The sequence below is a fragment of the Microbacterium sp. A93 genome (assembly GCF_051842835.1).
Genome location: NZ_JBPXMT010000016.1, coordinates 96,667 through 119,125, shown reverse-complemented (window position 1 = coordinate 119,125; position 22,459 = coordinate 96,667). Strand labels below are relative to the sequence as shown.

At 65.6% G+C, this 22,459-nt stretch carries 22 protein-coding genes; 14 read left to right on the top strand and 8 right to left on the bottom strand.

From position 1 onward, the window contains the following. Positions 1-148: 148 nt before the first annotated feature. From ACSU1G_RS31105 to ACSU1G_RS31085, 5 genes are all read left to right on the top strand, one after another. Positions 149-1,291, top strand: a complete 1,143-nt coding sequence (locus ACSU1G_RS31105) for a sensor histidine kinase (RefSeq protein ID WP_439284953.1) — start codon at positions 149-151, stop codon at positions 1,289-1,291. A gap of 419 nt (positions 1,292-1,710) precedes the next feature. Next, positions 1,711-2,865 carry a TIGR03364 family FAD-dependent oxidoreductase gene (locus tag ACSU1G_RS31100; protein WP_439284951.1) on the top strand — a complete coding sequence of 385 codons (1,155 nt, stop codon included), beginning with the start codon at positions 1,711-1,713 and terminating at the stop codon, positions 2,863-2,865. Continuing rightward, positions 2,862-3,587, top strand: a complete 726-nt coding sequence (locus ACSU1G_RS31095; RefSeq protein WP_439284949.1) for a phosphonatase-like hydrolase — start codon at positions 2,862-2,864, stop codon at positions 3,585-3,587. Before ACSU1G_RS31100 ends, ACSU1G_RS31095 begins: the two co-directional genes overlap by 4 nt. A 1-nt stretch (position 3,588) precedes the next feature. Then, positions 3,589-4,677 carry an alcohol dehydrogenase catalytic domain-containing protein gene (locus ACSU1G_RS31090; protein ID WP_439284947.1) on the top strand — a complete coding sequence of 363 codons (1,089 nt, stop codon included), beginning with the start codon at positions 3,589-3,591 and terminating at the stop codon, positions 4,675-4,677. A gap of 64 nt (positions 4,678-4,741) precedes the next feature. Continuing rightward, the gene (locus ACSU1G_RS31085) at positions 4,742-5,644 is read left to right on the top strand and encodes an EamA family transporter (protein WP_439284945.1); all 903 of its coding nucleotides are present in this window, start codon (positions 4,742-4,744) and stop codon (positions 5,642-5,644) included. Here ACSU1G_RS31085 and ACSU1G_RS31080 read toward each other — a convergent pair. Both ACSU1G_RS31080 and ACSU1G_RS31075 read right to left on the bottom strand, forming a co-directional pair. Then, entirely contained in the window at positions 5,622-6,380 is a 759-nt protein-coding gene (locus ACSU1G_RS31080; RefSeq protein ID WP_439284943.1) for a YidC/Oxa1 family membrane protein insertase, read from the bottom strand. The two genes, ACSU1G_RS31085 and ACSU1G_RS31080, sit on opposite strands and share 23 nt — an antisense overlap. A gap of 61 nt (positions 6,381-6,441) precedes the next feature. After that, on the bottom strand, positions 6,442-6,810 hold the full coding sequence (locus ACSU1G_RS31075; RefSeq protein ID WP_439284941.1) for a DUF6412 domain-containing protein: 369 nt from the start codon (positions 6,808-6,810) through the stop codon (positions 6,442-6,444). Between ACSU1G_RS31075 and ACSU1G_RS31070 the strand changes: the two genes are divergently transcribed. From ACSU1G_RS31070 to ACSU1G_RS31060, 3 genes are all read left to right on the top strand, one after another. Beyond that, positions 6,775-7,809: an NAD(P)H-dependent flavin oxidoreductase gene (locus tag ACSU1G_RS31070; RefSeq protein WP_439284940.1), complete on the top strand. Its 1,035-nt coding sequence runs from the start codon at positions 6,775-6,777 to the stop codon at positions 7,807-7,809. The two genes, ACSU1G_RS31075 and ACSU1G_RS31070, sit on opposite strands and share 36 nt — an antisense overlap. Positions 7,810-7,964: 155 nt before the next feature. After that, positions 7,965-8,222: a type II toxin-antitoxin system Phd/YefM family antitoxin gene (locus tag ACSU1G_RS31065; protein WP_439284938.1), complete on the top strand. Its 258-nt coding sequence runs from the start codon at positions 7,965-7,967 to the stop codon at positions 8,220-8,222. Further along, positions 8,213-8,608, top strand: coding sequence for a type II toxin-antitoxin system VapC family toxin (locus ACSU1G_RS31060; RefSeq protein ID WP_439284936.1), 396 nt, complete (start codon positions 8,213-8,215; stop codon positions 8,606-8,608). The genes ACSU1G_RS31065 and ACSU1G_RS31060 overlap by 10 nt, the downstream gene beginning before the upstream one ends. Positions 8,609-8,731: 123 nt before the next feature. Here ACSU1G_RS31060 and purU read toward each other — a convergent pair whose 3' ends face one another. Further along, positions 8,732-9,583 (bottom strand): formyltetrahydrofolate deformylase, encoded by an 852-nt coding sequence (purU, locus tag ACSU1G_RS31055; protein ID WP_439284934.1) that lies wholly within the window; start codon positions 9,581-9,583, stop codon positions 8,732-8,734. A gap of 96 nt (positions 9,584-9,679) precedes the next feature. Between purU and ACSU1G_RS31050 the strand changes: the two genes are divergently transcribed. From ACSU1G_RS31050 to ACSU1G_RS31040, 3 genes are all read left to right on the top strand, one after another. Further along, a complete protein-coding gene (locus ACSU1G_RS31050) occupies positions 9,680-10,888 on the top strand; it encodes a cation:proton antiporter (protein WP_439284932.1) in 1,209 nt (402 codons plus the stop codon). Next, positions 10,885-11,343, top strand: a complete 459-nt coding sequence (locus ACSU1G_RS31045; protein WP_439284930.1) for a glutaminase — start codon at positions 10,885-10,887, stop codon at positions 11,341-11,343. The genes ACSU1G_RS31050 and ACSU1G_RS31045 overlap by 4 nt, the downstream gene beginning before the upstream one ends. Positions 11,344-11,416: 73 nt before the next feature. Next, positions 11,417-13,972: an ATP-dependent Clp protease ATP-binding subunit gene (locus ACSU1G_RS31040; protein WP_439284928.1), complete on the top strand. Its 2,556-nt coding sequence runs from the start codon at positions 11,417-11,419 to the stop codon at positions 13,970-13,972. Positions 13,973-13,989: 17 nt separating this feature from the next. Here the strand turns inward: ACSU1G_RS31040 and ACSU1G_RS31035 are convergent, their stop codons facing one another. Genes ACSU1G_RS31035 through ACSU1G_RS31025 form a run of 3 tightly spaced genes read right to left on the bottom strand, consistent with a single transcriptional unit; the run spans position 13,990 to position 17,202 of the window. Continuing rightward, positions 13,990-14,706 carry a glutamine amidotransferase-related protein gene (locus tag ACSU1G_RS31035; RefSeq protein ID WP_439284926.1) on the bottom strand — a complete coding sequence of 239 codons (717 nt, stop codon included), beginning with the start codon at positions 14,704-14,706 and terminating at the stop codon, positions 13,990-13,992. After that, a complete protein-coding gene (locus ACSU1G_RS31030) occupies positions 14,706-16,454 on the bottom strand; it encodes an alkaline phosphatase family protein (protein WP_439284924.1) in 1,749 nt (582 codons plus the stop codon). Before ACSU1G_RS31030 ends, ACSU1G_RS31035 begins: the two co-directional genes overlap by 1 nt. 19 nt (positions 16,455-16,473) lie before the next feature. Continuing rightward, on the bottom strand, positions 16,474-17,202 hold the full coding sequence (locus ACSU1G_RS31025) for a LysR substrate-binding domain-containing protein (protein ID WP_439284922.1): 729 nt from the start codon (positions 17,200-17,202) through the stop codon (positions 16,474-16,476). A gap of 153 nt (positions 17,203-17,355) precedes the next feature. On the opposite strand from ACSU1G_RS31025, the gene phnD reads away from it, so the two are divergent. Genes phnD through ACSU1G_RS31010 form a run of 3 tightly spaced genes read left to right on the top strand, consistent with a single transcriptional unit; the run spans position 17,356 to position 21,073 of the window. Beyond that, positions 17,356-18,312 carry a phosphate/phosphite/phosphonate ABC transporter substrate-binding protein gene (gene phnD, locus ACSU1G_RS31020; protein ID WP_439284920.1) on the top strand — a complete coding sequence of 319 codons (957 nt, stop codon included), beginning with the start codon at positions 17,356-17,358 and terminating at the stop codon, positions 18,310-18,312. Positions 18,313-18,353: 41 nt separating this feature from the next. Continuing rightward, on the top strand, positions 18,354-19,238 hold the full coding sequence (gene phnC / locus ACSU1G_RS31015) for a phosphonate ABC transporter ATP-binding protein (RefSeq protein WP_439284918.1): 885 nt from the start codon (positions 18,354-18,356) through the stop codon (positions 19,236-19,238). Beyond that, positions 19,235-21,073, top strand: a complete 1,839-nt coding sequence (locus ACSU1G_RS31010; RefSeq protein ID WP_439284917.1) for a PhnE/PtxC family ABC transporter permease — start codon at positions 19,235-19,237, stop codon at positions 21,071-21,073. The genes phnC and ACSU1G_RS31010 overlap by 4 nt, the downstream gene beginning before the upstream one ends. A 96-nt stretch (positions 21,074-21,169) precedes the next feature. Here ACSU1G_RS31010 and ACSU1G_RS31005 read toward each other — a convergent pair whose 3' ends face one another. Continuing rightward, entirely contained in the window at positions 21,170-21,577 is a 408-nt protein-coding gene (locus tag ACSU1G_RS31005; RefSeq protein WP_439284915.1) for a DapH/DapD/GlmU-related protein, read from the bottom strand. Positions 21,578-21,657: 80 nt separating this feature from the next. Beyond that, positions 21,658-22,431 (bottom strand): DNA-formamidopyrimidine glycosylase family protein, encoded by a 774-nt coding sequence (locus ACSU1G_RS31000; RefSeq protein WP_439284913.1) that lies wholly within the window; start codon positions 22,429-22,431, stop codon positions 21,658-21,660. Between the last annotated feature and the right edge of the window lie 28 nt (positions 22,432-22,459).

Here is a 22,459-nt window from a genome sequence, read left to right as displayed (position 1 = left end):
TGCCCAGTCTGGCTTACCGAGAGGATGAATTCAGTACCCCAACAAAAGATCACCAGCGGAGGTGAACCACTATGTCTTTCTGGCAGCAGATTTGCAACCTTCTGGGTCTCTCTCGCTAGAGTATCTGGCGAATAGGAGATACTGAACCATGGCGTTCGACCGGTCGGCCACGGGTGACTCCCGCATTCTCCGACTAGCTCGGGAGAGACTTAGTGCTCTCGAGCGGATTGCCTTGCTGGTGATCGTCGTCGGCATCATCGTGCTTGACGTCTTCGGTCTGGTATTCGGACCTGTGCTCGATCTCGGTGGATCTGTGTTCAGCATCGCGTCCACCGCCGTATTCGCCCTCTATCTTTGGTCGCCACTCATCGGCACGTGCTCACTCGGGCTCGTGTTCGCACTCTCGTTCCTCGTCGGCAGCGAAGGCCAAGTGCTGGCAGCTGCCGCCGTCGCCGCAGGTCTCGTGCTCCGGCTGGGATGGACCGCGCTGATCCTCTCGTACACCGGGGCGTTCCTCCTCGCGACCGCGATCACCGCGTATACCGATGACCGGCTTCCTGCGGACGTGGGCATCTACCTCATTCTCGCCACCGTCGCCGGGGCAATCGGCTTCGCGCTGCGGATGGCATCGGCCCGTGGTCAACGACTGGAACTGCAGCTCGCGATCCAGGCAGAGCAGGAGCATGAAGCAGTGCTCGCTGAACGGCGATGGATCGCCGGTGAATTGCACGACAGCATTGCGCACCATCTCACGGTGGTGGCACTGCACGTTCAGATGCTCGACGATGCAGAAGCGAGCAAGAACTCACAAGAAGCGATCCGGCAGGCCGCGGCAAAGGCGATGACCGATCTGCGTTTCGTGATCGAACTCGCCGATGATGGGCCGCGTTCGCCCGGCATGCAGACCGAAGGGCTCGCCGTCGCAATCAACGAAGCGCGCCATGAGTTCGAGTCCGCGGGGTATTCAGTGGTCTGCGAAGGAGACCCGCGTGACGAGCGCATCTCTCGGGCGGGCGATCTCATTCTCGCCCGGATAATGCGCGAGTCTGCGACGAACATCCTCAAGTACGCCGGCGGTGGCGAAGTGCGGATCGGACTGGACATCGACTCCGAGTCGGCGCTACTCACGATCTGCAGTCCACTTCCCGCGACGCCCCGACAAGACCTGTCCTCCAGCCGCACTGGATTGAACAGGATGGCTGAGCGGGTGCTCGGCGCCAGCGGCGAGTTCAGCGCCGGCGCAGTCGATGACAGTTGGTGCGTGTCGGCTCGCCTGCCGACGTGTGAGTGACGTCCCCGCACGCGCACGGCATGGACGAAAGTCCAATACATTGTCGACCTTCGTCCCTTCTCGGCGCGGTCGCGCATCGGTACCGTGAAGAACACCCCAGAATAAAAGCGTCCCCAGCGCTTCGATCGCGGGCGCGGCATTTCAGCATTTGAGTGCCAAGTGCGCTCGCGGTCGACTTCTGGCCTGGTTCGAGTCACGTAGATTCGCCACAGATTCGCCGCTGTCCCGCCACATCGTGGCGGCAGTCGAACGGGCATCCCGTTCCTGCAGAAATCGCCGTCAGCCTGGCAAGTTTCACTTGTGTTCACCCGAGCGAAGGTCGGGTTAACGGCGGGCAAACTCTTCCCAGATCGGCGCAGTGGCCGCTCCGCCGGGTGTCACAGTGGTCTCGGAACAGTTCGTCTGCAGGAGAGGCCGTCGTGAAGATCCACCCCATCGCGGCAGACACCGCAGACCTGGTCGTCGTCGGCTCTGGCATCGTCGGGCTCGGCGCAGCCTATGCGGGCATCCGCCGTGGACTCAGCGTCATCGTCGTCGATCGCACCGAGACGCCGATCGGCGCCACGATCCGCAACTTCGGTCACATCTGCATCGGCGCGCAGAGCGGACTTGCCCGCGAGTTCGCCGACACGTCGCGTGACGTGTGGTTGAGGCTCGCGAAGGATGCCGGCTTCTGGCTGCGCGAGTCCGGGACCCTCATCGCCGCGCGAGCGGACGACGAACTCGCCGTGCTCGAGCGGGCATCAGCCGACGGCGACGTGCGGATGCTCTCGCAGAGTGAGCTGCTGAACCGTGCGCCGTTGCGTCGCGACGCGGTGCGCGGTGGCGCTCTGGTCGAACCCGACCTGCAGGCCAACCCGCGCGAAGCGGCGGGCGCGATCGTGAGGCATCTCACATCCCTCGGTGTGGATTTCCGGTTCCGCACAGCGGTAACCTCCGTGAGCGCAGGACGCGTCGCGACTACCCGCGGTTCCATTACTGCCGGTCTCGTCGTCGTGGCAGTGAACCACGACATCGACCAGTTGCTGCCGGAGCTGGCCGAACGGGCCGGTGTCATCCGCTGCACGCTCGACATGATGCGCGTCACCGCAGACGCGCCGCGCGCACTGGATGCTCCGTTGTTGACCGCATGGTCGCTGCTGCGCTACGGACGCTTCACCGCATTCGCGGAAACCACCGCGCTCCGCGAGCGACTGCACGCAGAGCGCCCTGATCTTGCCGCGCTCGACCTGAATCAGATGTACACCCAGCTGCCGGACGGTTCGTTCATCATCGGCGACTCGCATGCCAGGGCGATTCAGCCGGCACCGTTCCAGCCGGAGGCAGCGTTCACCGCTTTCCTCGATGAGGCTCAGCTGCTCTTCGACGTCGACCGATTCCGCGTGCTCGAGCGGTGGCAGGGTGTGTACGCATCCGGGCCGAACGAGTTCCTCATCGAGGAGCCGGAACAGGGCCTGCACGTGATCGCCGCGACGACGGGGATCGGCATGACAACGGGTCTGGGGCTCGCCGAGCGCACGCTTCAGACCGCATACGACCGGGCATTGCAGCCCGTACAGGGAGGAACCCCATGACCGCCATCGAACTCATCGTGTTAGACATGGCAGGAACGACGGTCCGTGATGACGGCGTCGTCGAGCAGGCTTTCCAGCGTGCCGCCGAGCGTACCGGCGTCGCCGATCGGATGCCGTGGGACGAGGCCCTGGGCTACGTTCGCGACACCATGGGGATGTCGAAGATCGACGTCTTCACGCACCTTTCCGGTGGCGATATCGCCGCGGCGACTGCGGCTACCGCTGCGTTCGAGGGGGCGTACTCCGAGATCGTCGCCGAGCAGGGCGTGGCAGAGATCGCCGGCGCGGCCGACGCCATCTCGAACCTGCGTGACGCCGGCCTCAAGGTTGCGCTCACCACGGGCTTCGCCCCGGTGACTCGCGACGCGCTTCTCGACGGCCTCGGTTGGCGTGATCTGGTCGATCTCGCGCTGTCGCCGGTGGATGCCGGTCGTGGCCGCCCCTCGCCCGACCTCGTACTCACCGCGCTGCTGCGCACCGGCACCTCTTCGGTCGAGGCCGTGGCTGTCGCCGGCGACACGAGCAGTGATGTGCAGTCCGGTCTCAGGGCTGGCGCGGGTTTCGTCGCCGGGGTGCTCAGCGGTGCACATGATCGCGCGACGCTGATGGAAGCCGGTGCGGATGCCGTGCTCGATGACGTCACCAGCCTGCAGGCGACCCTGATCGAGCGGGACCTGCTGGGTACCGTCCTCGCTCGGACCGCTCTCTCGCCGGCATCCTGACATGCGTGTTCTCCTGCCGCACGATGAGCGGCAAGACGTCGCGTTGAGACCCGCGGCGACTGCCATGGTCTGGATCGGCGTGGGTCAGGAGCATGAGACCGTCGCCGTCCCAGGCGTCGCTCTCGGCCGCGGCGACGTGCTGGTCGCGATCGAGCTTTCGACGGTGTGCGGTTCTGACGTGCACACGGTCCAGGGACACCGCTCCGCTCCGGCGCCGCTGGTGCTGGGACATGAGAGCGTCGGTCGGGTGATCGCGCTCGGAGAAGACGGCGCGATCGCGGCAGATGACAGCGCACTGCGCATCGGTGATCGTGTGGTGTGGTCGGTGACCGTGTCGTGCGGCACCTGTGATCGCTGCGCGGGCGGCTTCACTCAGAAATGCCGGACCCTGGCGAAGTACGGGCACGAGCGCATCGGGCCGCGCTGGGAGCTGACCGGAGGATTCGCCAGTCACGCTCATCTGCGTGCAGGCACCACGATCGTTCGCGTTCCGGAAGCCTTGCCGGCGTCGATCCTCGCACCCGCATCCTGCGCTACCGCCACAGCCTGGGCTGCGGTCGCGCGCGGCGCAGCCGGACGCAGTCTGGAGGGCACCCGCGTACTCATCTACGGCGCGGGTCTCGTCGGACTGTCCGCGGTGGCGATCGCCGCGGATGCCGGTGCAGAGGTCACTGTCGTTGATCCATCTGCCTCTCGACGGACCTTCGCGGAACGATTCGGGGGAGTGGGCGCGGCAGCGGCAACCGGCCCGGCGGACATCGTGATCGAGGCATCCGGCCACGCCGTCTCTGACGCGATCGCCGCTGCTGATATCGGTGGCACCGTCGTGCTCGTGGGCAGTGTGTTCCCGGCCGATCCGGTTCCTCTCGATGCCGAAAGCATCGTACGGCGGCTGGTGAGCGTGACGGGAGTGCACAACTACACGGCGTCCGATCTGGCCGCAGCGGTCGGCTTCCTCGGCGGCCGGGGGCGCGCCTACCCATTCAGCGAGGTGGTCGGCGCGGTGCATACGCTCGATGATGTGGATGCCGCGCTCGCCGCGGCATCCGCGCCAGGAGCGCCGTTGCGTGTGGCGTTGAACCCGCGCTGAACCCGCACGGAACTCGCACGCCATTCCGGTACTGGCGCGACCGAACATCGGGCAGGCTGTAGTGGTGAACCCGCGCATTTCTCAACACCCGACCTTCGGTGCTGCGCTCGTGTTCGGGTCCTGCGTTTCGCTGTCTTTCGGGGCAGCGATCGCCGCTCAGCTGTTCCCCGCCCTCGGCGCGTGGGGTGTGACGGCGCTGCGGCTGGGGATCTCCGCGATCGTCATGCTCGCTTTCGTGCGCCCGGCCGTGCGCCGATGGAGCAGGAAGCAGTGGCGCGCGGCGATCCTGTTCGGTATGAGCCTCGCCGCGATGAACGGCGCCTTCTATGCCGCGATCGAGCGCATTCCGCTCGGCCCCGCCGTGGCGATCGAATTTCTCGGACCCCTCGTGCTCGCAGCCCTGCTCACCCGACGCCGCAGTGATGCCGGCTGGCTGGCGCTCGCCGTGGTCGGCATCGGTCTGCTGGGGCTGGAGGGGGTGCTCGGGCAGAGCCCACTCGACCCGATCGGTGTGATGTTCGCGTTGATCGCGGCGTTCTTCTGGGCGCTCTACATTCGGGCGAGTGCGCACGCAGGGTCGCTGATCCCCGGGAACAGCGGGCTTGCGGTCGCCCTCGTGGTGGCGGCCGTGCTGCTCACCCCATTCGGGGTTCCCGCCGCGATCACGATCTCCACTGCTCCGACTCTGCTGCTTCTGGCGGTACTCACCGCGCTGCTCGGCTCGATCATCCCGTACACGCTCGAGCTTGCCGCACTCCGGCGGGTGCCGCAGCGGGTATTCGGAATCCTGGTGAGCCTGGAACCCGCCACGGCGACCCTCGCCGGATGGCTGGTGCTCGGCCAGCACGCCGGCCCCTTGCGCCTGCTCGCGATCGTGTTCGTCGTCGCCGCCAGCGTCGGCGTCAGCCTGGTGGGTGTGCGCAAGCGACGCGGTGACCCACCGCTCAGTGAGCCTGCGACACCGTGACCACCAGCGGGTAGCGCCGCCGCAGAATCACACGCTGAACGAGCGTCCACACCACGGTGACTGTGAGATAAAGCCCCGCAGCCAGCGGCACGAACACGGCGAACACCGCGGTCAGATAGTGCAGCCCGCTCATCATGCGCAGCATCCCCGGTGACGACATCGGCGAGTCATCGACCGGTGTCGGGCGGAACACCCGCCGCGTGACCTCGGCGACGGCGATCATGATCGCGATGAGCGCACCGTAGACGAGGAGCGTTGGCAGCGAGAACGGGCCTGAGGACAGCATGCTCACCAGGCTCGTGCCCAAGGTGGCGCCGAACAGGTCGTGCGTGAGCAGCTCGTTCGCGTGGCCCGCGATATCGGTGCGCAGGAACAGTGTGTAAAGGATGCCGATGACCGGCGCCTGCAGCAGCACGGGGAGGCAGCCGGCGAAGGGCGAGGTGTTCTCGTCTTTGTAGAGTTGCATCGTCTCGCGCTGCAGGCGCTCTGGGTTCTTCTTGTGGCGCTTCTGCAGTGCGCGCAGTTTCGGTGCCAGGCGCGACCTGGTCTGTTCGGCCTTGGCTTGTGAGATGCCGACCGGGATCAGTAGAGCGCGTACGAGCAGGGTGATGAGGATGACGGCGGCCGCGGCGGAGGCGGTGCCGGTGAAAGGCTCGAGGAGGTGGGAGAGAGCGGTGAGAGCGCCATAGGCGGCGTCGAGGATCGCCGCGATGGGCCCGAAGACATAGATGTCCAAAAGAGTGTCCGTTCGAAGTGTCGGGAGGGTCGGCCTGATGCCGTGTTCCCGACTCGATCGGTTACACGGCGAAGGCGACTCCCGGTGCTCGCGGACGCGGGTGGCCCGCAGCATCCGGATCACTCTGAGACAGCAGGACAGACAGATCTATGGCGCGCAGCGGATGCGGGGACGAACCCTGACCCGGCTGCACCAGCCCGAAGGCGTAGGCGACGATAAGGGCCGTGACGGCCAGCAGGGCGACGGCGAGGGTCAGCGCGGCAACATCGAGCGTGGCGAGATCGGGCATGTTGAACAGCCCGATCGCAGACAGCATGAGCTGCATGAGCTGCTCGAATGTGTCCGCCATGTCATAGACGATATCAGCGGCCGGCTGAGGCGTAGCCTCGAAGGCATGAGCGATCTGCGTGAGCTTCTTGGCATCCGGCATCCGATTCTTCTCGGCCCTTTCGGCGGGCTTTCCTCCGTCGCGTTGACGGCGGCGGTGAGCGATGCCGGCGGTCTGGGAGCCTACGGATTGTATGGCTACGACGGTGCGCGGATTCGCTCGACGGTCACCGCGCTGCGCGAAGCGACGTCTCGGCCCTTCGCGCTGAACATCTGGCTGCCGACCGGCGATGAGGTCGTTCCTGGTGCGCAGCACACCGTGTTCGCGCAGGCGTTGGAGCCGTTCTACGAGGCGGTGGGTGTGGAGATCCCCTCACGGCCGGAGCGCTATCTGCCGTCGCTGGAGGAACAGCTCGACGCGATCTGGGATGCCGCACCCGCAGCTCTCAGCGTCGTATATGGGGTGCCGGCGGCAGAGGTCATCGAGGAGGCGCATCGCCGTGGCATCCTGGTCTCCGGCACCGCCACGACGGTGGCAGAAGCTGTCGCCCTCGAAGCCGGCGGCGTCGATGTTGTGATCGCCAGTGGTGCAGAGGCGGCCGGACACCGGGTGTCGTTCCTGCGGGCGCCGGAAGAGTCGCTCGTCGGCACGTTCGCGCTCGTACCGCAGGTGGTGGATGCGGTCTCGATCCCCGTGGTCGCGGCCGGAGGTGTGTCCGATCGGCGCGGTGTGGCCGCGGCCTTCGCACTCGGGGCATCCGGAGTGCAGGTCGGCACCGCATTCTTGGCAACGCGCGAGTCAGCGGCGAACGATGCTCACCGCGGCGCGATCCGTTCGACGGCCGCGGATGAGAGCGTGCTGACGAAGGCGATGAGCGGGCGCCTGGCCAGGGGTGTTCGCAATCGCGCGGTGCGGGCGATCGAGGCGGGCGGAATGATTGCGGCGTTCCCGGTGCAGAACTGGCTCACGGGGCGCTTCCGTGTCGCGGCGGGGGAGCAGAACCTCGGAGAACTGCAGTCGCTCTGGCTCGGGCAGGCGGCCCCGCTGGCGCAGTGGGATGCGGCGGACGAGGTGTTCGCCGAGCTGTTGGCGGGGCTTTAGGTCGCCCGCGCCCGCTCGGCCGCCCTGCCAGACCCGCCCGAAATCAGGAACTCCGCCCGAGATCAGGATGAATCTGCTGAAATCTCCTGCGCTGGGGACAGCCTCCTGATTTGGGAGGCATTGAAGATGGCTAGGAACCTGGCTATTATGGCTAAATGGTGCAGCACAACGTTCTCGATGCGAGGAACAACCTCTCGCGGTTGATCGCCGAGTCACAGTCCGGTCAGGAAGTGGTGATCACGAAGCGGGGCGCTCCCGTGGTACGCCTCGTTCCGATCGGTCCGGTTGACCTGATCACAAGCGGCGAAGCCTTGGTTGAATGGATCGAATCCAATCCAGTGCCGTCGAGACTGTCTCGAACGAGCGAAGAATTGGATGCCCAGATCGCTGAAGCACGGGATGCATGGGAATGATCTATCTGGATTCCTGCATCCTCATCTACGCGTTGGAAGACCAGAGTGCGCGAGGGGATGCCGTGCGAGCCGCCCTGCGCGGGACCCAGTCGCCGGTCGGATCGAGTGACCTCGCGCTGCATGAATGTCTGGTCGTCCCGTTGCGCGAGAAGAATGTCGAGCTCAGGGATCGCTACCTGGCGATGTTCGAGCGGCTGGAGCATATTCCTCTCGATGCCGCGGTATTCATCCGGGCCGCAGAGCTGCGGGCAGACTTCGGGCTGAAGACTCCGGACGCACTTCACCTGGCGGCAGCGCAATTGAGCGGATGCGACGAACTCTGGACCAACGACAAGCGACTTGCCGCGGCATCCCGTGGCCTCGCCGTGGATATCTCCCTCCCGTAATCAGGAGAATGTTCCGAGATCAGGAGGAATCTGCAGAAATCTCCTGATCTGGGGACATGCTCCTGATTTCGGCGAGGGAAACGGGACTGGATCGCGACCGACCCCTACCAGCCCCTACCGCCCCTAAAGAATGACGGTCGACCTGCCGTGCACGATCACGCGGTCCTCTGCGTGCCACTGCACCGCGCGAGCGAGCACCAGGCGTTCGACGTCGGCGCCGCGGCTCTGCAGCTCAGCTGCCGAATCGGCGTGCGTGGCGCGGGTGACGTCCTGCTCGATGATCGGACCCTCATCAAGGTCGGCCGTCGCATAGTGCGCGGTCGCGCCGATTAGCTTCACGCCGCGATCCTTGGCGCGGGCGTAGGGGTTCGCGCCGACGAAGGCAGGCAGGAAGGAATGGTGGATGTTGATCACCGGTGCTCCGACCTTCTCGATGAAGCTGTCGGTGAGGATCTGCATGTATCGGGCGAGAACGACGAGGTCGACGTTGCCCTGCAGAAGCTCGAGCTGACGCTGCTCCATCGCGATCTTGTCGCCGGAGGGGATGTGCACGAACGGTACGCCGAACGTGCGTACCGATTCTGCGAGATCGGGGTGGTTCGAGACGACCATGGTGATGTCGACATCGAGCTGACCGCGCTGAGTGCGCCACAGCAGCTCCATCAGGCAGTGGTCGTACTTCGACACGAAGATCGCGACCCGCTTGCGGCGTGACGTGTCGTGCAGAGACCACTCCATGCCGAAGCTCTCGGCGACTGCGCCGAGCGAAGCTTCCAGTGCGGGGCGCGCAGCGGACAGACCGGGAAGGTGGATGACTGTGCGCTGGAAGAAGCGTCCGTCTTCGGCATCCGTCGAGTGCTGATCGAGCGAGATGATGTTCGCGCCGTGCTCGGCCAGGACGTTGGCGACGGCGGCGACGATTCCGGGCTGGTCATCGCAGGCGATGAGCAGGCGTGCGGTATCGGGCTGAGACATAGGGATGCTCCTTGCAAAGGTCTGTGTCGATTCTGCCCCGTTCGGGGGAGGGTGGCGAATCGAACGACCAGGCTGCGCTGCCGGTACTCTTGGCGGGTGAACGCGAGCGAGACCGGACTGGTACTGATACCACTGCTGGCGGTCGCCGCACCCCTGTTGGCCAAGGGCGTGCGCCCTGTGCTGCGCGTGCCCATCATCGTGTTCGAGCTGGTGCTCGGCATCCTGGTCGGTCCCGCTGTGCTCGGCTGGGTGGAACCTGGCGTCGTGCTTGACAAGCTCAGCGATTTCGGTCTCGCGATGCTGTTCTTCATGGCAGGCACCGAGATCGACTTCCGCGCGGTCGCAGGGCGCCCGCTGATGCGAGCCTCACTCGGATGGCTGCTCAGCCTCATGCTCGGCGTCGGAATCGGATTTCTGATCGCGCCGGATGAGGGCATGGTCGTGATCGGCATCGCGCTCAGTTCGACCGCGCTGGGCACGATCATGCCGATTCTTCGCGATGCACGTGAGCTCGGCACGCCCTTCGGTAAGGTCATCACCGCGATCGGCGCTGTGGGCGAGTTTCTGCCGCTGATCGCCATCTCGATCTTTCTCAGCACTCGCAAGGCTCCGATCGCCGCAGCAATCCTGTTGACGTTCGTCGTCCTCGCCGCCCTTGTGGTCTTCATCGCCCATCGCGCACCGCACGGGCGCCTGCACGAGTTCGTCAGAGCCACGCTGCACACCTCCGATCAGTTCGGTGTCCGGTTCGTGCTGATGCTGATCGCCGCGCTGGTGGCCCTCAGCGTCATACTCGATCTGGACATGCTGCTCGGCGCCTTCGTCGCCGGCGCGGTCTGGCGCATCATCATGGCGCGGGCGCCGAAACAGGATGCGGAAGCCATTGAAAGCAAGATCGAGGCGATCGCGTTCGGCTTCCTCGTGCCGATCTTCTTCCTGTACACCGGCGTCACATTCGACCTCGCATCGCTCACTGCCTCGCCCCTTGCCCTCGCGCTGGTGCCGCTGTTCCTGATCGCGCTGCTGGTGATCAGGGGCTCCGCCGCGCAGATCTCGGCGCCCGCGGGCGCTGGTGCGAAGGAGCGCACATCGATCGCGATGTTGGCGGCGACCGGGCTGCCGATCATCGTGGCGGTGACGGCGATCGGCGTGAGCGAGAAGATTCTGGATCCGGCGATCGCTGCGGCACTTGTCGGTGCAGGGATGCTGTCGGTGCTGGTCTATCCGCTGATCGCGATGACACTGCGCGGCGATCGTGAACGACTGGATGCTGCCCGACAGGACCAGCCGCAGGGAGAGTTGTGACCACCGTTGAGCTCCTGGCCGCCGCACGCACGGCGCTCGTTGGCGTGCCCAAGGAAGGACTCGGCGAGGAGCGCTCTTCGCGGTGGCGCGGGGATCGGATCATCCGTGTCGGCGAGGCCTGGCACCTCGGAGTGCTGCTGCTCACTGACGATCAGGCACTGGCCACCGCCGAAGTCCTGCGCGCGGCCGACCCAGGACGTCGCGGCTACACGGCGGAGTCGGCGCGCGAGCGCGCCGCGCGCCGACAGATGGCGTTGCGCGGTGGCTTCGCCGAGGGCGAGGTCGCCCATGTCGGGTGGTCGGTCATCAACGTGGATGCGGTGGATGCCGGGGGCTCGTCTGGTCCGTTGGCATCGATCGACGGTATCCCACACGTGCGCTGGTCGAACACCGGCGCGTACATGCATTTGGACACGTATCTGAGCGAGCGAATCTCACTCATCCAGGGTTTCTGAGGGATTCCAGGAATACTCGTTCTCCTCACGCGTTGAAGTTGAGTGAACTGCACTCAACTTTCAGGAGGATGCAATGCCCAACGACTTCAGCGACTCTGCCTTCAACGACAATGGCGCGAACTCGTTCGATGAGTTCCTCGCGCGTTATCTCGCGGGCGATCGAGCCCGTCAGACGCGGTCGATCGACCTCAGTCGATTCCTCACCGCGCGCACGCAGCAGATTTTGCAGCGCGCGGGCCGTTTCGCGCTGGAGCGTGGACAGACCGAACTCGACGCGCTGCATGTTCTGCGGAAGATCGTCGAGGACGCGGCTGTCGCGCAGGCGATCGAGGGCATCGGCGTGACCCCGCAGCAGATCGTCGACGCCGTCGAGACTCGGTTGCCGATGCCTGCTGAACCGGCGGGAGCCGATGCCGCGACGGTCACCCCGAGCGCTTCTCGGGCGCTCTTTCACGCGTATCAGGTGGCCCGCTCCTCGGGGGCGACGTACATCGAACCCGTGCACCTGTTCTTCGCGCTCGTGCTGGGTCAGGACGTGCCCGCAGGTCAGGTCCTCGCGCAGATCGGCGTGACGGCGGATGCCCTTACCGAGGGCGCGCGTGAGCACGTGACCGCACCGGTCGGCGGCGACGCAGCGGATGCGGGAACCCAAGCATCCGCCTCGCCCATGCTCGACAAATACGGGATCGACCTGACCGCGCGCGCCCGCGCCGGCGCGCTCGACCCGGTGATCGGCCGGGGTGAAGAGATCGAGCAGACCATCGAAATTCTCAGCCGCCGCACGAAGAACAACCCGGTGCTGATCGGCGAGGCCGGCGTCGGGAAAACGGCGATCGTCGACGGAATCGCGCAGGCGATCGTCGACGGCACGGTTCCCGCACAGCTCGAGGGGCGTCGGGTGATCACACTCGACCTACCGGGAATGCTCGCAGGCACCCGCTACCGAGGCGATTTCGAAGAGCGTCTGACCAAGACCATGGATGAGATCGCCGCGCACAAGGACACGGTGATCGTGTTCATCGACGAGGTGCATACCGTTGTCGGAGCCGGTGGATCCGGTGAGGGCGGCATGGACGCGGGCAACATCCTCAAGCCGCGTCTCGCCCGCGGAGACCTGCACATGATCGGCGCGACGACGCTCAAGGAGTATCGCCAGATCGAGAAGGACCCGGCGCTGGAGCGTCGCTTCCAGCCAGTGAAGGTGGACGAGCCTGGTATCGAAGACGCCGTACGCATTCTCGATGGGCTGAAGGATGCCTACCAAAGCCACCACCGGGTCACCTACACGGACGCCGCGCTGCGCGCCGCCGTTGTCATGAGCGCCCGCTACCTGCCAGACCGGGTTCTGCCGGACAAGGCGATCGACCTGATCGATCAGGCCGGCGCTCGGCTGCGCCTGAAGCTGGGGCTCCCGATCGACACCTCAGCGCTCGTGACGCAGCTCGCGGACCTCGACGTGCGCAAGAACGAGGCAGTGACCGCCGAGCGCTACGAGGAAGCATCGCAACTGCGCGATGAAATCTCCGTGACCCAGTCCCAGATCGACGCGGCCGCCGCAGGAGCATCGGCTGTTGCTGAGGCGATCGTCGACGAACGCGAGATCGCCGAGGTGATCGCGCGGGCGACCGGGATTCCGGTCAGCCGCCTCACGGAGGGCGAGCGGGAGCGTCTCGCCGACCTGGAGAGCGAACTGCACGCGCGGGTCATCGGACAGGATGACGCGGTCGCGGCTGTCGCGCGCGCCGTTCGGCGCAGCCGTACTGGCATGGGCGACGCGCAGCGTCCGGTCGGATCGTTCCTATTCCTCGGTCCGACCGGCGTCGGCAAGACCGAACTGGCGAAGGCTCTCGCCGATCGGCTGTTCGACGATGAGTCTGCGGTGATCCGCTTCGACATGAGCGAGTTCGGCGAGCGGCACACTGTGTCGCGGCTCGTCGGTGCTCCTCCCGGATACGTCGGCTACGACGAAGCTGGTCAGCTCACCGAGCGCGTACGGCGCAACCCGTATTCGATCGTGCTGTTCGACGAGATCGAGAAGGCGCACCCGGACGTGTTCAACCTGCTGCTGCAGGTGCTCGACGACGGGCGTCTGACCGATGGACAGGGTCGCACGGTCGACTTCCGCAACACGGTGATCGTGATGACCTCGAACATCGGGTCGGAATTCCTCGCGTCGCGCTCCGGTGCGCTCGGTTTCGTCTCTTCGCAGGATGCCGCAGCCAACGGCTTCGCGTCGATGAAGGACCTGCGCGATCGCGTCATGGGCAAGCTTCGCGAGGCGATGCGGCCCGAGTTCCTCAACCGCATCGACGAGATTGTGCTGTTCCAGAAGCTGACTCAAGATGAGCTGGCTCCCATCGTGCATCTGCTGCTGGGGGCGACCTCGGCTCGTCTCGCCGCGCGCGACATGCGCCTGGACGTGACGGATGCTGCGGTGGCGTGGCTGGGTGAGCACGGCTACGAGCCCGAGTTCGGTGCACGCCCGCTACGCCGGTTGATCCAGCGCGAGGTCGATGACCGCATCGCCGATCTGCTGGTCAGCGGTGCTCTCGACGATGGCGGCGTAGTACGGGTGGACGTAGATCAGGACGGTCTCGTTGTGAAGACGGACGTGCTCCAGGCGGCGTAAGCCGGCGCTACCTGGCGCTACCCGAAAGTCAGCGCGAATCTGCGCAGCAGATCCTCGCCGCCCACATCCTGGGCGGCGAGGATTTCTGCTTCCACGGCGCCAAACTCGGCAGCGTCGAAGTATCCGTTATTGCGATAGAACGTCATGCGGTCAGCGAAGTCCTGCGGGCTGGGTTCGGGGTGGAACTGCGTCGCATACAGCCGCTCGCCCACGCGATACGCCTGCACAGGGCAGGCCTCGTTCGTCGCGAGCAGCGTCGCACCTGGCGGCACGGCCGCCGCACTCTCCTTGTGCGCGGTGAAGACGCTCAGCAGCGGAGCGCTCGGGCCGAGGACCGGGTCGGCGAACGCGGCATCCGTTGTGCGGATCTCGGTGGCGCTGGTGGATTCGGGGTGGGCGAGCGTCAGCGCGCCGCCGAGCATCCGCGTGACAATGCCGATGCCGAAGCAGGTGAAGAACGCGGCAGTCTCGCCGGCGAGGGAGCGTGCGGCGATGCGCTCGAGATCGCTCTCGACGCGTTGCTGCAACGGTGTCTTCACGGCATCCGTCACGTTGAACGGCGAACCTCCGATGACGAATCCGTCGTGTCTGCCGAGCACTTCATCGCTGAGGGGATCCGCGACAAGGTCGAGCTGATCGAGCTCAGCAACACCGAGCGCACGCTGGAATGATGCGTGCTCGGCCTCGGCGGCGCCGCGCTCAGGACGCACGCACACATAGAGGAGTGAGGCCATCACTCTGTCCCCATGATTCCGACGCCGTGCTTGTGCAGCTGCTCATAGGCGTCTGCGTACGTCTCGGGCTCGGGCTCATCCGAATCGAACTTCGCCTGCAGCAGTCCGAGGAGCCCGCGGGCGGGAGGGCTGAGCGGCTTGTCCTTGTGGACGTGTGCGGGATGCGGTGGCGCCTCCTGCGGATTGGCCGGCACCCATTGCGGCGTCGTCGTGGGCCAGTCATCCGGATGCCGGGGCTGGTCGAGATTCACGATCGAGAACAGGTCGTTCGCGCCCGCATCACGGTGGGTCAGCGGTTTCAGACCGTGCAGTTCGCTCAGCGTCTTGATGACCGCACCGTGGTGCATCTCGTCGTTGATGATTGTGCCGCTGCGCGTGTACGCCGAGACGGCGATGGCGGGAACCCGGCATCCGAGGCGATCGAAACCGAAACCCATCTCGCCCGGCTCCTGGCCGCCGGTAGGCGGCTGTGCGGCAGGAGGCGCGGCATGGTCGTAGGTGCCGCCATGCTCGTCGAAGGTGATCAGCAGCATGGTGTTCACCGCGTTGGATCCCTGGGGTGTGCGGGAGTTCTTGATCGCCGTGTAGATGGCGTGGATAAGCGCTTCACCGGCACGCACATCTGAGATCGCACTGTCCACCACGTCGACGCCGTCCACATCGCTTTCTCGCAGCGCGCCGAACGGCGGGTGGAAATCGTTGTGGTTGAACGTCATGCGCGGTTCGATGAATGCGTATGCGGGCAGTTCGCCCTTCTCGGCGTCCGCATAGAACTGATCCATCGTCGCGAAGTGGTCGGTCTTCCAGAACCTCTCCAGCGCCGATGTGTGCAGGAATCCCGTGTACGAGACGAGTTGGAGCTCGTCGTAGTAGATCTTCCAACTGAGCCCTGCGTCTTCAAGACGATTGAAGATCGTCGGCACCTCGGGAGCGTCGATCCATTTGTCGTAACCGCCGCCGTGCTTGTTGGTGACGAAACCGTGCGACGTCGACGCATGGAAGAAGGAGCGGTTGCAGAACGTCTGCGAGGGCACGGCCGCGAACCAATTGTCGAAGACGGCGAACTCCTTCGCCAGCGTCGAGAGCACCGGCAGCATCTGAGGAGAGAAGCCGCCCATGATGTGCTGCAGCTGATCTGTGCTCGGCTTCTTACCCTTCTGGAGCCGGCGATAGTTGATGAAATAGTCCTGCACGAAACCGCCGTTGGTGGGAGTCGCACCGCTCGGTGGGGTGTTGAACGGGGAAGTCATCTCCTCGACCCAGAGATGCTCGTTCTCCGCCGGGGCGACATGCTCGAAGAGCTGGGTGTTGACGTGGGGGAACTCCTCGCCCGGATCGGGGTTCGGATATCCCATCACGTCATCCGTCGGGCCGTCGTACACGTGGGCGGCAATGACGGTGCCGTCCGGGGCGACGTTCGAGTATTCCCCGAACGCGATTCCGTCGAAGCTCTGCCCTGCGGGAAGATCGTCCGGCGTATACAGGTGACCGAGCAGGTTGTCGAACGAGCGGTTCTCGCCCATCACGACGACCACGTGATCGAATCCCGGTGCGGAGCGAGGCTCGAGTGGGTCCAACTCGTCATCGCCCGCGGCGAAGCCTGAGCGGTACCCGGCTGCGCCGCCGATGGCTGCGCCGATCGCAGCGCCGGCCGCACCACCGGCAGCGGCACCGATCACAGCCGCACCGCTGAGCTTGAAGAACTGCCGTCTGGACGCCTCTTTGGATCGGTCGGATTCGCTGGCCATGCAGATAATCTATCGCCGGTCAGCGCGAGGAGTTCGCGGTGCGTCCGCGCACGATCCCGACGAAGGTCTCGACGTCTTCTGTGGTGCGATCACGCGGCCAGGCGATCGCGACGGTCGAACTCGGCCCGCCGCGCAGGGGGCGATAATCGGCATCCTTGCGCTGGTGCATGCGGGCAAGTGACATCGGCACGATCACGATGCCAGCCCCGGACGCGGCCGTCGCGATTGCCTCTCCGGTGGTGTCGACAGCGGCAAACTTCGGCGTCTGGATGCCCGGGATATCCAGCGGTCCGAGCACGTCATCGAGCGGCGTGATCAGTACCTCGCCGGACAGATCGGACAGTTCGAGTTCATCGGCCACCAGCAGATGGGACTCGATGGATGCCACGACAACCGGTATCTCGTCATAGAGCGGGATCAGGTGCAGGCTCTCGTCGATGAGAGGCAGGCGGATGAGGGCGGCATCCATCTCATCGATAGCGGTGCGCTGGGTCGCCGCGTCAATCGGCACGAGTTCCAGCGTGACGTGTGGCATCCGCCGGTGCCAGGTGTCGATCCACTTGCCTGGTGTCGCCCCGGGGACGGCTCCGAGGCGGAACGTGCGCGGCTCGAGTTCCGGTGCCGGGGCGGGTTTTGGTTCGGGGGCACGCTTCTTCGGCGCCTGGGCGGGCTTCGCCGCCGCCCGCCTCTTCGATCGGGCAGGGCCACCCATCGATGCGCGGTGTCGGGAGTTGCCGGAATGTGCCATGGCTTCAGGGTACTCGCGCTACGGGAATTCACTTTTCGTTCACAGGGGCGTCAGGCGTTCGCCCCGCAGACGTCGCCCTGGCGGCCTTAGCTCTCATCGTCGGCTGTCCCGCCGATCAGATATCTGCACCAGCACCTTCGAAAGGCTCCTCCCATGCAGTCACCAGTGAAGCGCGGTCTCGCGATCGCCGCCGGTCTCACCCTCGCCTTCGGGCTCGCCGCCTGCGCCGCAGACCCTGCCGGTTCCGCAACCGGTGGAGACGCCGGTAGCGATGACACAGCGACCGCAGAAGGCACGTTCGCCTCGGGCAGCGCCGACAAGCTCATCTTCGCCGTCCTCCCCGACCACGAGGGCGCAGACCAGGACGCTCAGCCGATCGCCGATTGGATCTCCGCGATCACCGGCAAGGAGGTCGAGCTCTTCCAGGCGACCGACTACACCGCCGTCGTGCAGGGCCTTGCTGCCGACCAGATCGACATCGCGCAGATCTCGGCGTTCACGTACTACCAGTCGCAGAACGCGGGCGCGGAGATCGAGCCCATCGGCGCACAGATCACCCAGGAGGGTGCAGAGCCCGGCTACTACTCGGTCGCTGTGAAGAACCCGGCCTCCGACGTAACGTCGCTCGCGGACTTCGCTGACCAGCCGGTCTGCTTCGTCAACCCCACCTCGACCTCTGGATTCGCCGTGCCCATGGGCGGCCTGCTGGATGCGGGCGTCACCGTCGCCGAGAGCGACCGTTTCTTCGGCGAGGAGCACGACCTCAACGCCAAGAAGGTTGCTGAGGGTGTGGACTGCCAGGTCGGCTTCGCTCAGGACATCGACGCTGACCCGCTGATCGAGTCGGGTGAGCTCGAAGAGGTCGAGCGGGTACTCGTCCCGGCTGCTCCGATCGTTCTCCAGGCCGCCCTCCCGCAGGAAGTCAAGGACCAGCTCTTCGAGGCACTCGCGGACAGCACGCAGTCTGACCTGACCGACGCGGGCGTGGAGCTCAACGAGTTCCTCACCGACGGCTGGTTCGGCTTCGGTGCCGTCGATGACGCGTACTACGACCTCATCCGCACGCTGTGCGACGAGATCTCCGCTGAGGTTGAGGCCTGCCAGGTCTGACCCTCGTCCCCCTCACGCACGGATAATTCAGGAGTATTGAAATGACGACCAGCGACACCCCCGCCGTCCAGATCGCGGATCTGGGAAAGACATACCCCGGGGCCGCACAACCGGCACTTTCGGGGGTGTCGCTGGCCGTCAATCCGGGCGAAATCGTGGTCCTGCTCGGGCTCTCCGGCTCGGGAAAGTCGACGCTTCTGCGTCATGTGAACGGGCTGGAGAACCCCACCGAGGGTTCGGTCGTGTCCCTCGGGGAGGCGGTTCCCCAGCTGCGTGGGCCTGCCCTTCGCGCACTGCGCGGCCGGATCGGCTTCATCTTCCAGCAGTTCGAACTCGTCGGCGCGCTGAGCGTGTTGGAGAACGTGCTCACCGGTGGGCTCTCCTCATTGCGTGGCCCGCGCGTGGGCATCCTGACGTATCCGCGCGCGATGCGCGAGAAGGCGCTGGGTCATCTTGAGCGGGTGGGTCTCCTCGACCTCGCCTACCAGCGTGCCGACACTCTTTCCGGTGGTCAGCAGCAGCGCGTCGCGATCGCTCGCGCGCTGATGCAGGACCCCGAGATTCTGCTTGCCGACGAGCCTGTTGCCTCGCTCGATCCGGAGTCGAGCAGCCAGGTCATGGCGCTCATCCGCGAGATCGCCGCCGAACGCTCGCTGACCGTCATCTGCTCGCTTCACCAGGTCGATCTCGCGCTGAGCTGGGGCGACCGCATCATCGGGCTGCGCGGCGGCACGGTCGTGCTCGACACTCACACCGATGACCTGACACGCGAAGAGGTCATGGAGATCTACGGCCGCGTCGCCACCACGACGAGCGAGATGAATGCGCTCGACAATGAGCTCGCCGAAGCGCGCGAGCAGGTCCGCAAACGAGCAGCAGCTCGCGAGCGCCTTGTCGAGGATTTCGCGAATGAGGAACCTGCATGACCATCGTCGCCCCCTCCAAGCCCGTCGCCGAGCCGCTTGCCGAGCGCATCGCGCGGGTGCCGCACCCCGCTCCGCGGCTGTCGACGATCGTCTCCTATGGAACGATCATCGTGATCCTCGGCCTCGGCGTCTGGTCTTTCATCGGGCTCGACTACAGCATCAAGAGCATGGAGACCACCGGCAAGAACATCAGCCGGTTCCTGGGGATGGCCACACCCATGCAGTGGCCGGGCTGGGACGTTGTCGGTGAGCGCCAGGCGGACGGGACGGCCGTCTTCACGACCACTTGGGTCGGATTCGAGCCGATCTGGCAGATGTTCCTCACGATCGTCATCACTCTCGCTCTGGTCGTCGCTGGTACCGCGCTCGCCGCGGTGCTTTCGATCCCGGTCGCATACGGTGCGGCGCGGAACACCACGCCACACACCGCGGTGCTGGCGCTGTGCCGCGGCATCGGTGTCGTCGCGCGCGCGATTCCAGACGTCGTGTTCGTCGTCATCTTCGCGTTTCTCTGGTTCAACTCGGGGACGCTCCCGGCGATCATCGCGATCGGACTGCACTCTGTCGGCATGATCTCGAAGATGTTCGCCGACGCGATCGAGCAGGTCGACGAGGGTCCGCGGCTCGCAATCCGCTCTGCCGGAGGATCGAAGTCGCAGGAGTTCTGGTCGGGAGTCGTGCCGCAGGTGCTGCCAGCCTGGGTCGCGGTGACACTGCACCGCGCTGATATCAACCTGCGTGGAACCGTGATCCTCGGCGTCGTGGGTGTCATCGGCATCGGCTACGAGTTGGATGGCGCCCTGCACGGTGGGCCAGCCGGCATGCGCCGCGTCATCCCCATCGTGGTCATCATCATTGCGCTGTGTGTGGTCTTCGAGATTGTCTCGTCGCTGCTGCGCACGCGCCTGTTGGGCGTTCGTCCGACGGGTAAGGGTATCGGCGACACGGTAGCCCGCGCCGTCTCTCGGAAGAGCTCAGGGGACGTCCGCTCGGCGACGGCGATCCAGGCCAAGACGCAGGACCGCAACGCGCGGATCGAAGCGGCGATGCACCGGCCCTGGAACCGTGAGCGGGTCGGCAACACGATGTGGGTGTGGATCGGCATCTTGGCCGTCGTCGGGGCTTTCCTCTATGCGGCGCCCGACGTGTCGAAGATGTTCACCCCCGCATGGGATGAGATTGTGAACCCGGAGCGCGATCGCGCCATCTGGCCACCGCACTTCGGTAGCAAGAGCTGGGCGGATGTGCTCGCCGCCGTCATAACGACGATTCAGATCGCGTTCGCAGCGACTCTGATGGCGACAATCATCTCGGCTGTCGTCGGCCCGCTGTCTGCGCGCAACGTCGCACCGAACAGTTGGGTGCGCAACACGTTCCGCGGCATCACGCTCTTCATTCGCGCGATCCCCGACCTCGTCGTCGCGATCCTGTTCATCATCGCGGCCGGCATCGGCCCGCAGGCGGGTGCGCTGGCGCTCGGCATCGGCGGTATCGGATTGCTCGCGAAGTTGATCGGCGATTCGATGGAGGAAGTGCCAAACGGTCCGGAGCGCGCGCTTGCGGCCGCCGGAGGCACGCGCGCTCAGGTGTTCTTCGCATCCACTGTTCCGATGTCTGTGCCTGCGCTGGTCAGTCACCTGATGTACCTGCTCGAGCAGAACATCCGCTCGGCGACGCTCCTCGGCATCGTTGGAGCCGGTGGTATCGGTTTCCTTCTGATGAACGCTCTGCAGGGGCGTCATTTCGACGAGGTGCTCGCGTACGTACTCGTCATCATCGGAATGGTTGTTGTTGTCGAGAGCGCGTCGATTCTGATCCGGCGCGCGCTCAAGTAGCCCGAAACAACAACACCACGCCGAGACGCATGTGAATCGCTGTCGTCTCGGCGTGGTGTTGTTGGTTGGTGTTCGAGTTGGTGGGGCGGAGGCGGATCAGGCGGCTAGCCAGAGGCCCTTGCGGTCGGTGGTGATGCGGAGTCCGGCCGCGACGGTTTCGTCGTCTCCGATGCGTGCGCCGCGGGCAATGCGTGCTCCAGCGCCGATCTCGGTGCGGACGCCGATGTGCGCGCCGTCGCCGACTGCTGCGCCCTGTCCGATGTGGGCGTGCGCGTCGATGTAGGCGTTCTCGCCGATCGTGGCATCCGGTTCGATCCACGCCCCGCGTGCGAGGATGGCTCCCGCGCCGATGCGCGCTCCCGGCTCGACGTAAGCGCCGGTTTCGACGACAGCCTTCGGATGCACCTTCGCGCCGTGCGCGACAAGTCCACGGCCGTTGACGTGTTTGCGGTAACGCAACGTCGTGCCCTGTTCGTCTTCGATGTCGATGTAGTTCTTACCCAAGATTCCTCCCGTGCCCGGACTCCTCCGGATATATGAACAACCACGAGAAGGACCGTTTCATTCCCGAACGGGGATGTTGATTACCGCTGACAGTTCGGACACCAGAAGGTGACGCGTTCCTTAGTCGGATCTGCGCCCTGTGCGCCGCGTCTGATCGGTGTGCTGCAGCGGCGGCAGGGACGGTTCGCACGCCCGTACACCCAGGTGTTCTGACCCGGGCGATTGATGCCGGTGAATGTGCGTTCCGGCCGGTCGCGGTTGGCGCGGATCGTGCGCGCGCCCAGATCGACGATTGCTGCGGCATCGATTTCGGCTGCGGGCGTCGTCGGCAGGATTCCGCGGAGGTAGAGGAGTTCGGCGGCGTACACATTGCCAAAGCCTGCGACATTGCGCTGGTCGAGGAGGGCGACATGGATGCTGCGTGCATCGGCGTGCACGCGACGTGCTGCTTCCTCGGCATCCCACTCATCGGAGAGCGGATCCGGACCGAGATGGTCGACCAGTCGACCCTCGTCGCTGGTGAGGAGGAGTTCGATCTCGGCGATGTCGACGCCGACGGCGTCGCGTTCGGTGGTGCCGACGATCGCACGGACGGTGAACGCCGGATGCCGCCACTTCTCGCCAGGACGGTAGAGGTGCCAGGCGCCGTCCATGCGCAGATGAGAATGAAGAGTGTGATCGCCGATGCGCAGCAGCAGATGCTTGCCGTAGGGAGCGCATCCGCGGATGATGGCGCCGGTCAGATCGGCCGTCGCGAAGCCGGAGACGCGCAGATCGAAGCGCGTGACCTCTTGCCCCGCGAGCGCGTCATCCAGGCGCCGCGCGGTGCGGTAGACGGTGTCCCCCTCAGGCATGGGCGGTCGGCTCAGGCATGGCTGGTTG

Coding starts and splice junctions, on each gene's coding strand:
- ACSU1G_RS31010 (WP_439284917.1), top strand. CDS start 19,235: ATGACCATCGTCGCCCCCTCCAAGCCCGTCGCCGAGCCGCTTGCCGAG.
- ACSU1G_RS31060 (WP_439284936.1), top strand. CDS start 8,213: ATGGGAATGATCTATCTGGATTCCTGCATCCTCATCTACGCGTTGGAA.
- ACSU1G_RS31000 (WP_439284913.1), bottom strand. CDS start 22,431: ATGCCTGAGGGGGACACCGTCTACCGCACCGCGCGGCGCCTGGATGAC.
- ACSU1G_RS31065 (WP_439284938.1), top strand. CDS start 7,965: ATGGTGCAGCACAACGTTCTCGATGCGAGGAACAACCTCTCGCGGTTG.
- ACSU1G_RS31030 (WP_439284924.1), bottom strand. CDS start 16,454: ATGGCCAGCGAATCCGACCGATCCAAAGAGGCGTCCAGACGGCAGTTC.
- ACSU1G_RS31025 (WP_439284922.1), bottom strand. CDS start 17,202: ATGGCACATTCCGGCAACTCCCGACACCGCGCATCGATGGGTGGCCCT.
- ACSU1G_RS31070 (WP_439284940.1), top strand. CDS start 6,775: ATGAGCGATCTGCGTGAGCTTCTTGGCATCCGGCATCCGATTCTTCTC.
- phnC (WP_439284918.1), top strand. CDS start 18,354: ATGACGACCAGCGACACCCCCGCCGTCCAGATCGCGGATCTGGGAAAG.
- ACSU1G_RS31105 (WP_439284953.1), top strand. CDS start 149: ATGGCGTTCGACCGGTCGGCCACGGGTGACTCCCGCATTCTCCGACTA.
- ACSU1G_RS31090 (WP_439284947.1), top strand. CDS start 3,589: ATGCGTGTTCTCCTGCCGCACGATGAGCGGCAAGACGTCGCGTTGAGA.
- purU (WP_439284934.1), bottom strand. CDS start 9,583: ATGTCTCAGCCCGATACCGCACGCCTGCTCATCGCCTGCGATGACCAG.
- ACSU1G_RS31035 (WP_439284926.1), bottom strand. CDS start 14,706: ATGGCCTCACTCCTCTATGTGTGCGTGCGTCCTGAGCGCGGCGCCGCC.
- phnD (WP_439284920.1), top strand. CDS start 17,356: ATGCAGTCACCAGTGAAGCGCGGTCTCGCGATCGCCGCCGGTCTCACC.
- ACSU1G_RS31095 (WP_439284949.1), top strand. CDS start 2,862: ATGACCGCCATCGAACTCATCGTGTTAGACATGGCAGGAACGACGGTC.
- ACSU1G_RS31075 (WP_439284941.1), bottom strand. CDS start 6,810: ATGCCGGATGCCAAGAAGCTCACGCAGATCGCTCATGCCTTCGAGGCT.
- ACSU1G_RS31040 (WP_439284928.1), top strand. CDS start 11,417: ATGCCCAACGACTTCAGCGACTCTGCCTTCAACGACAATGGCGCGAAC.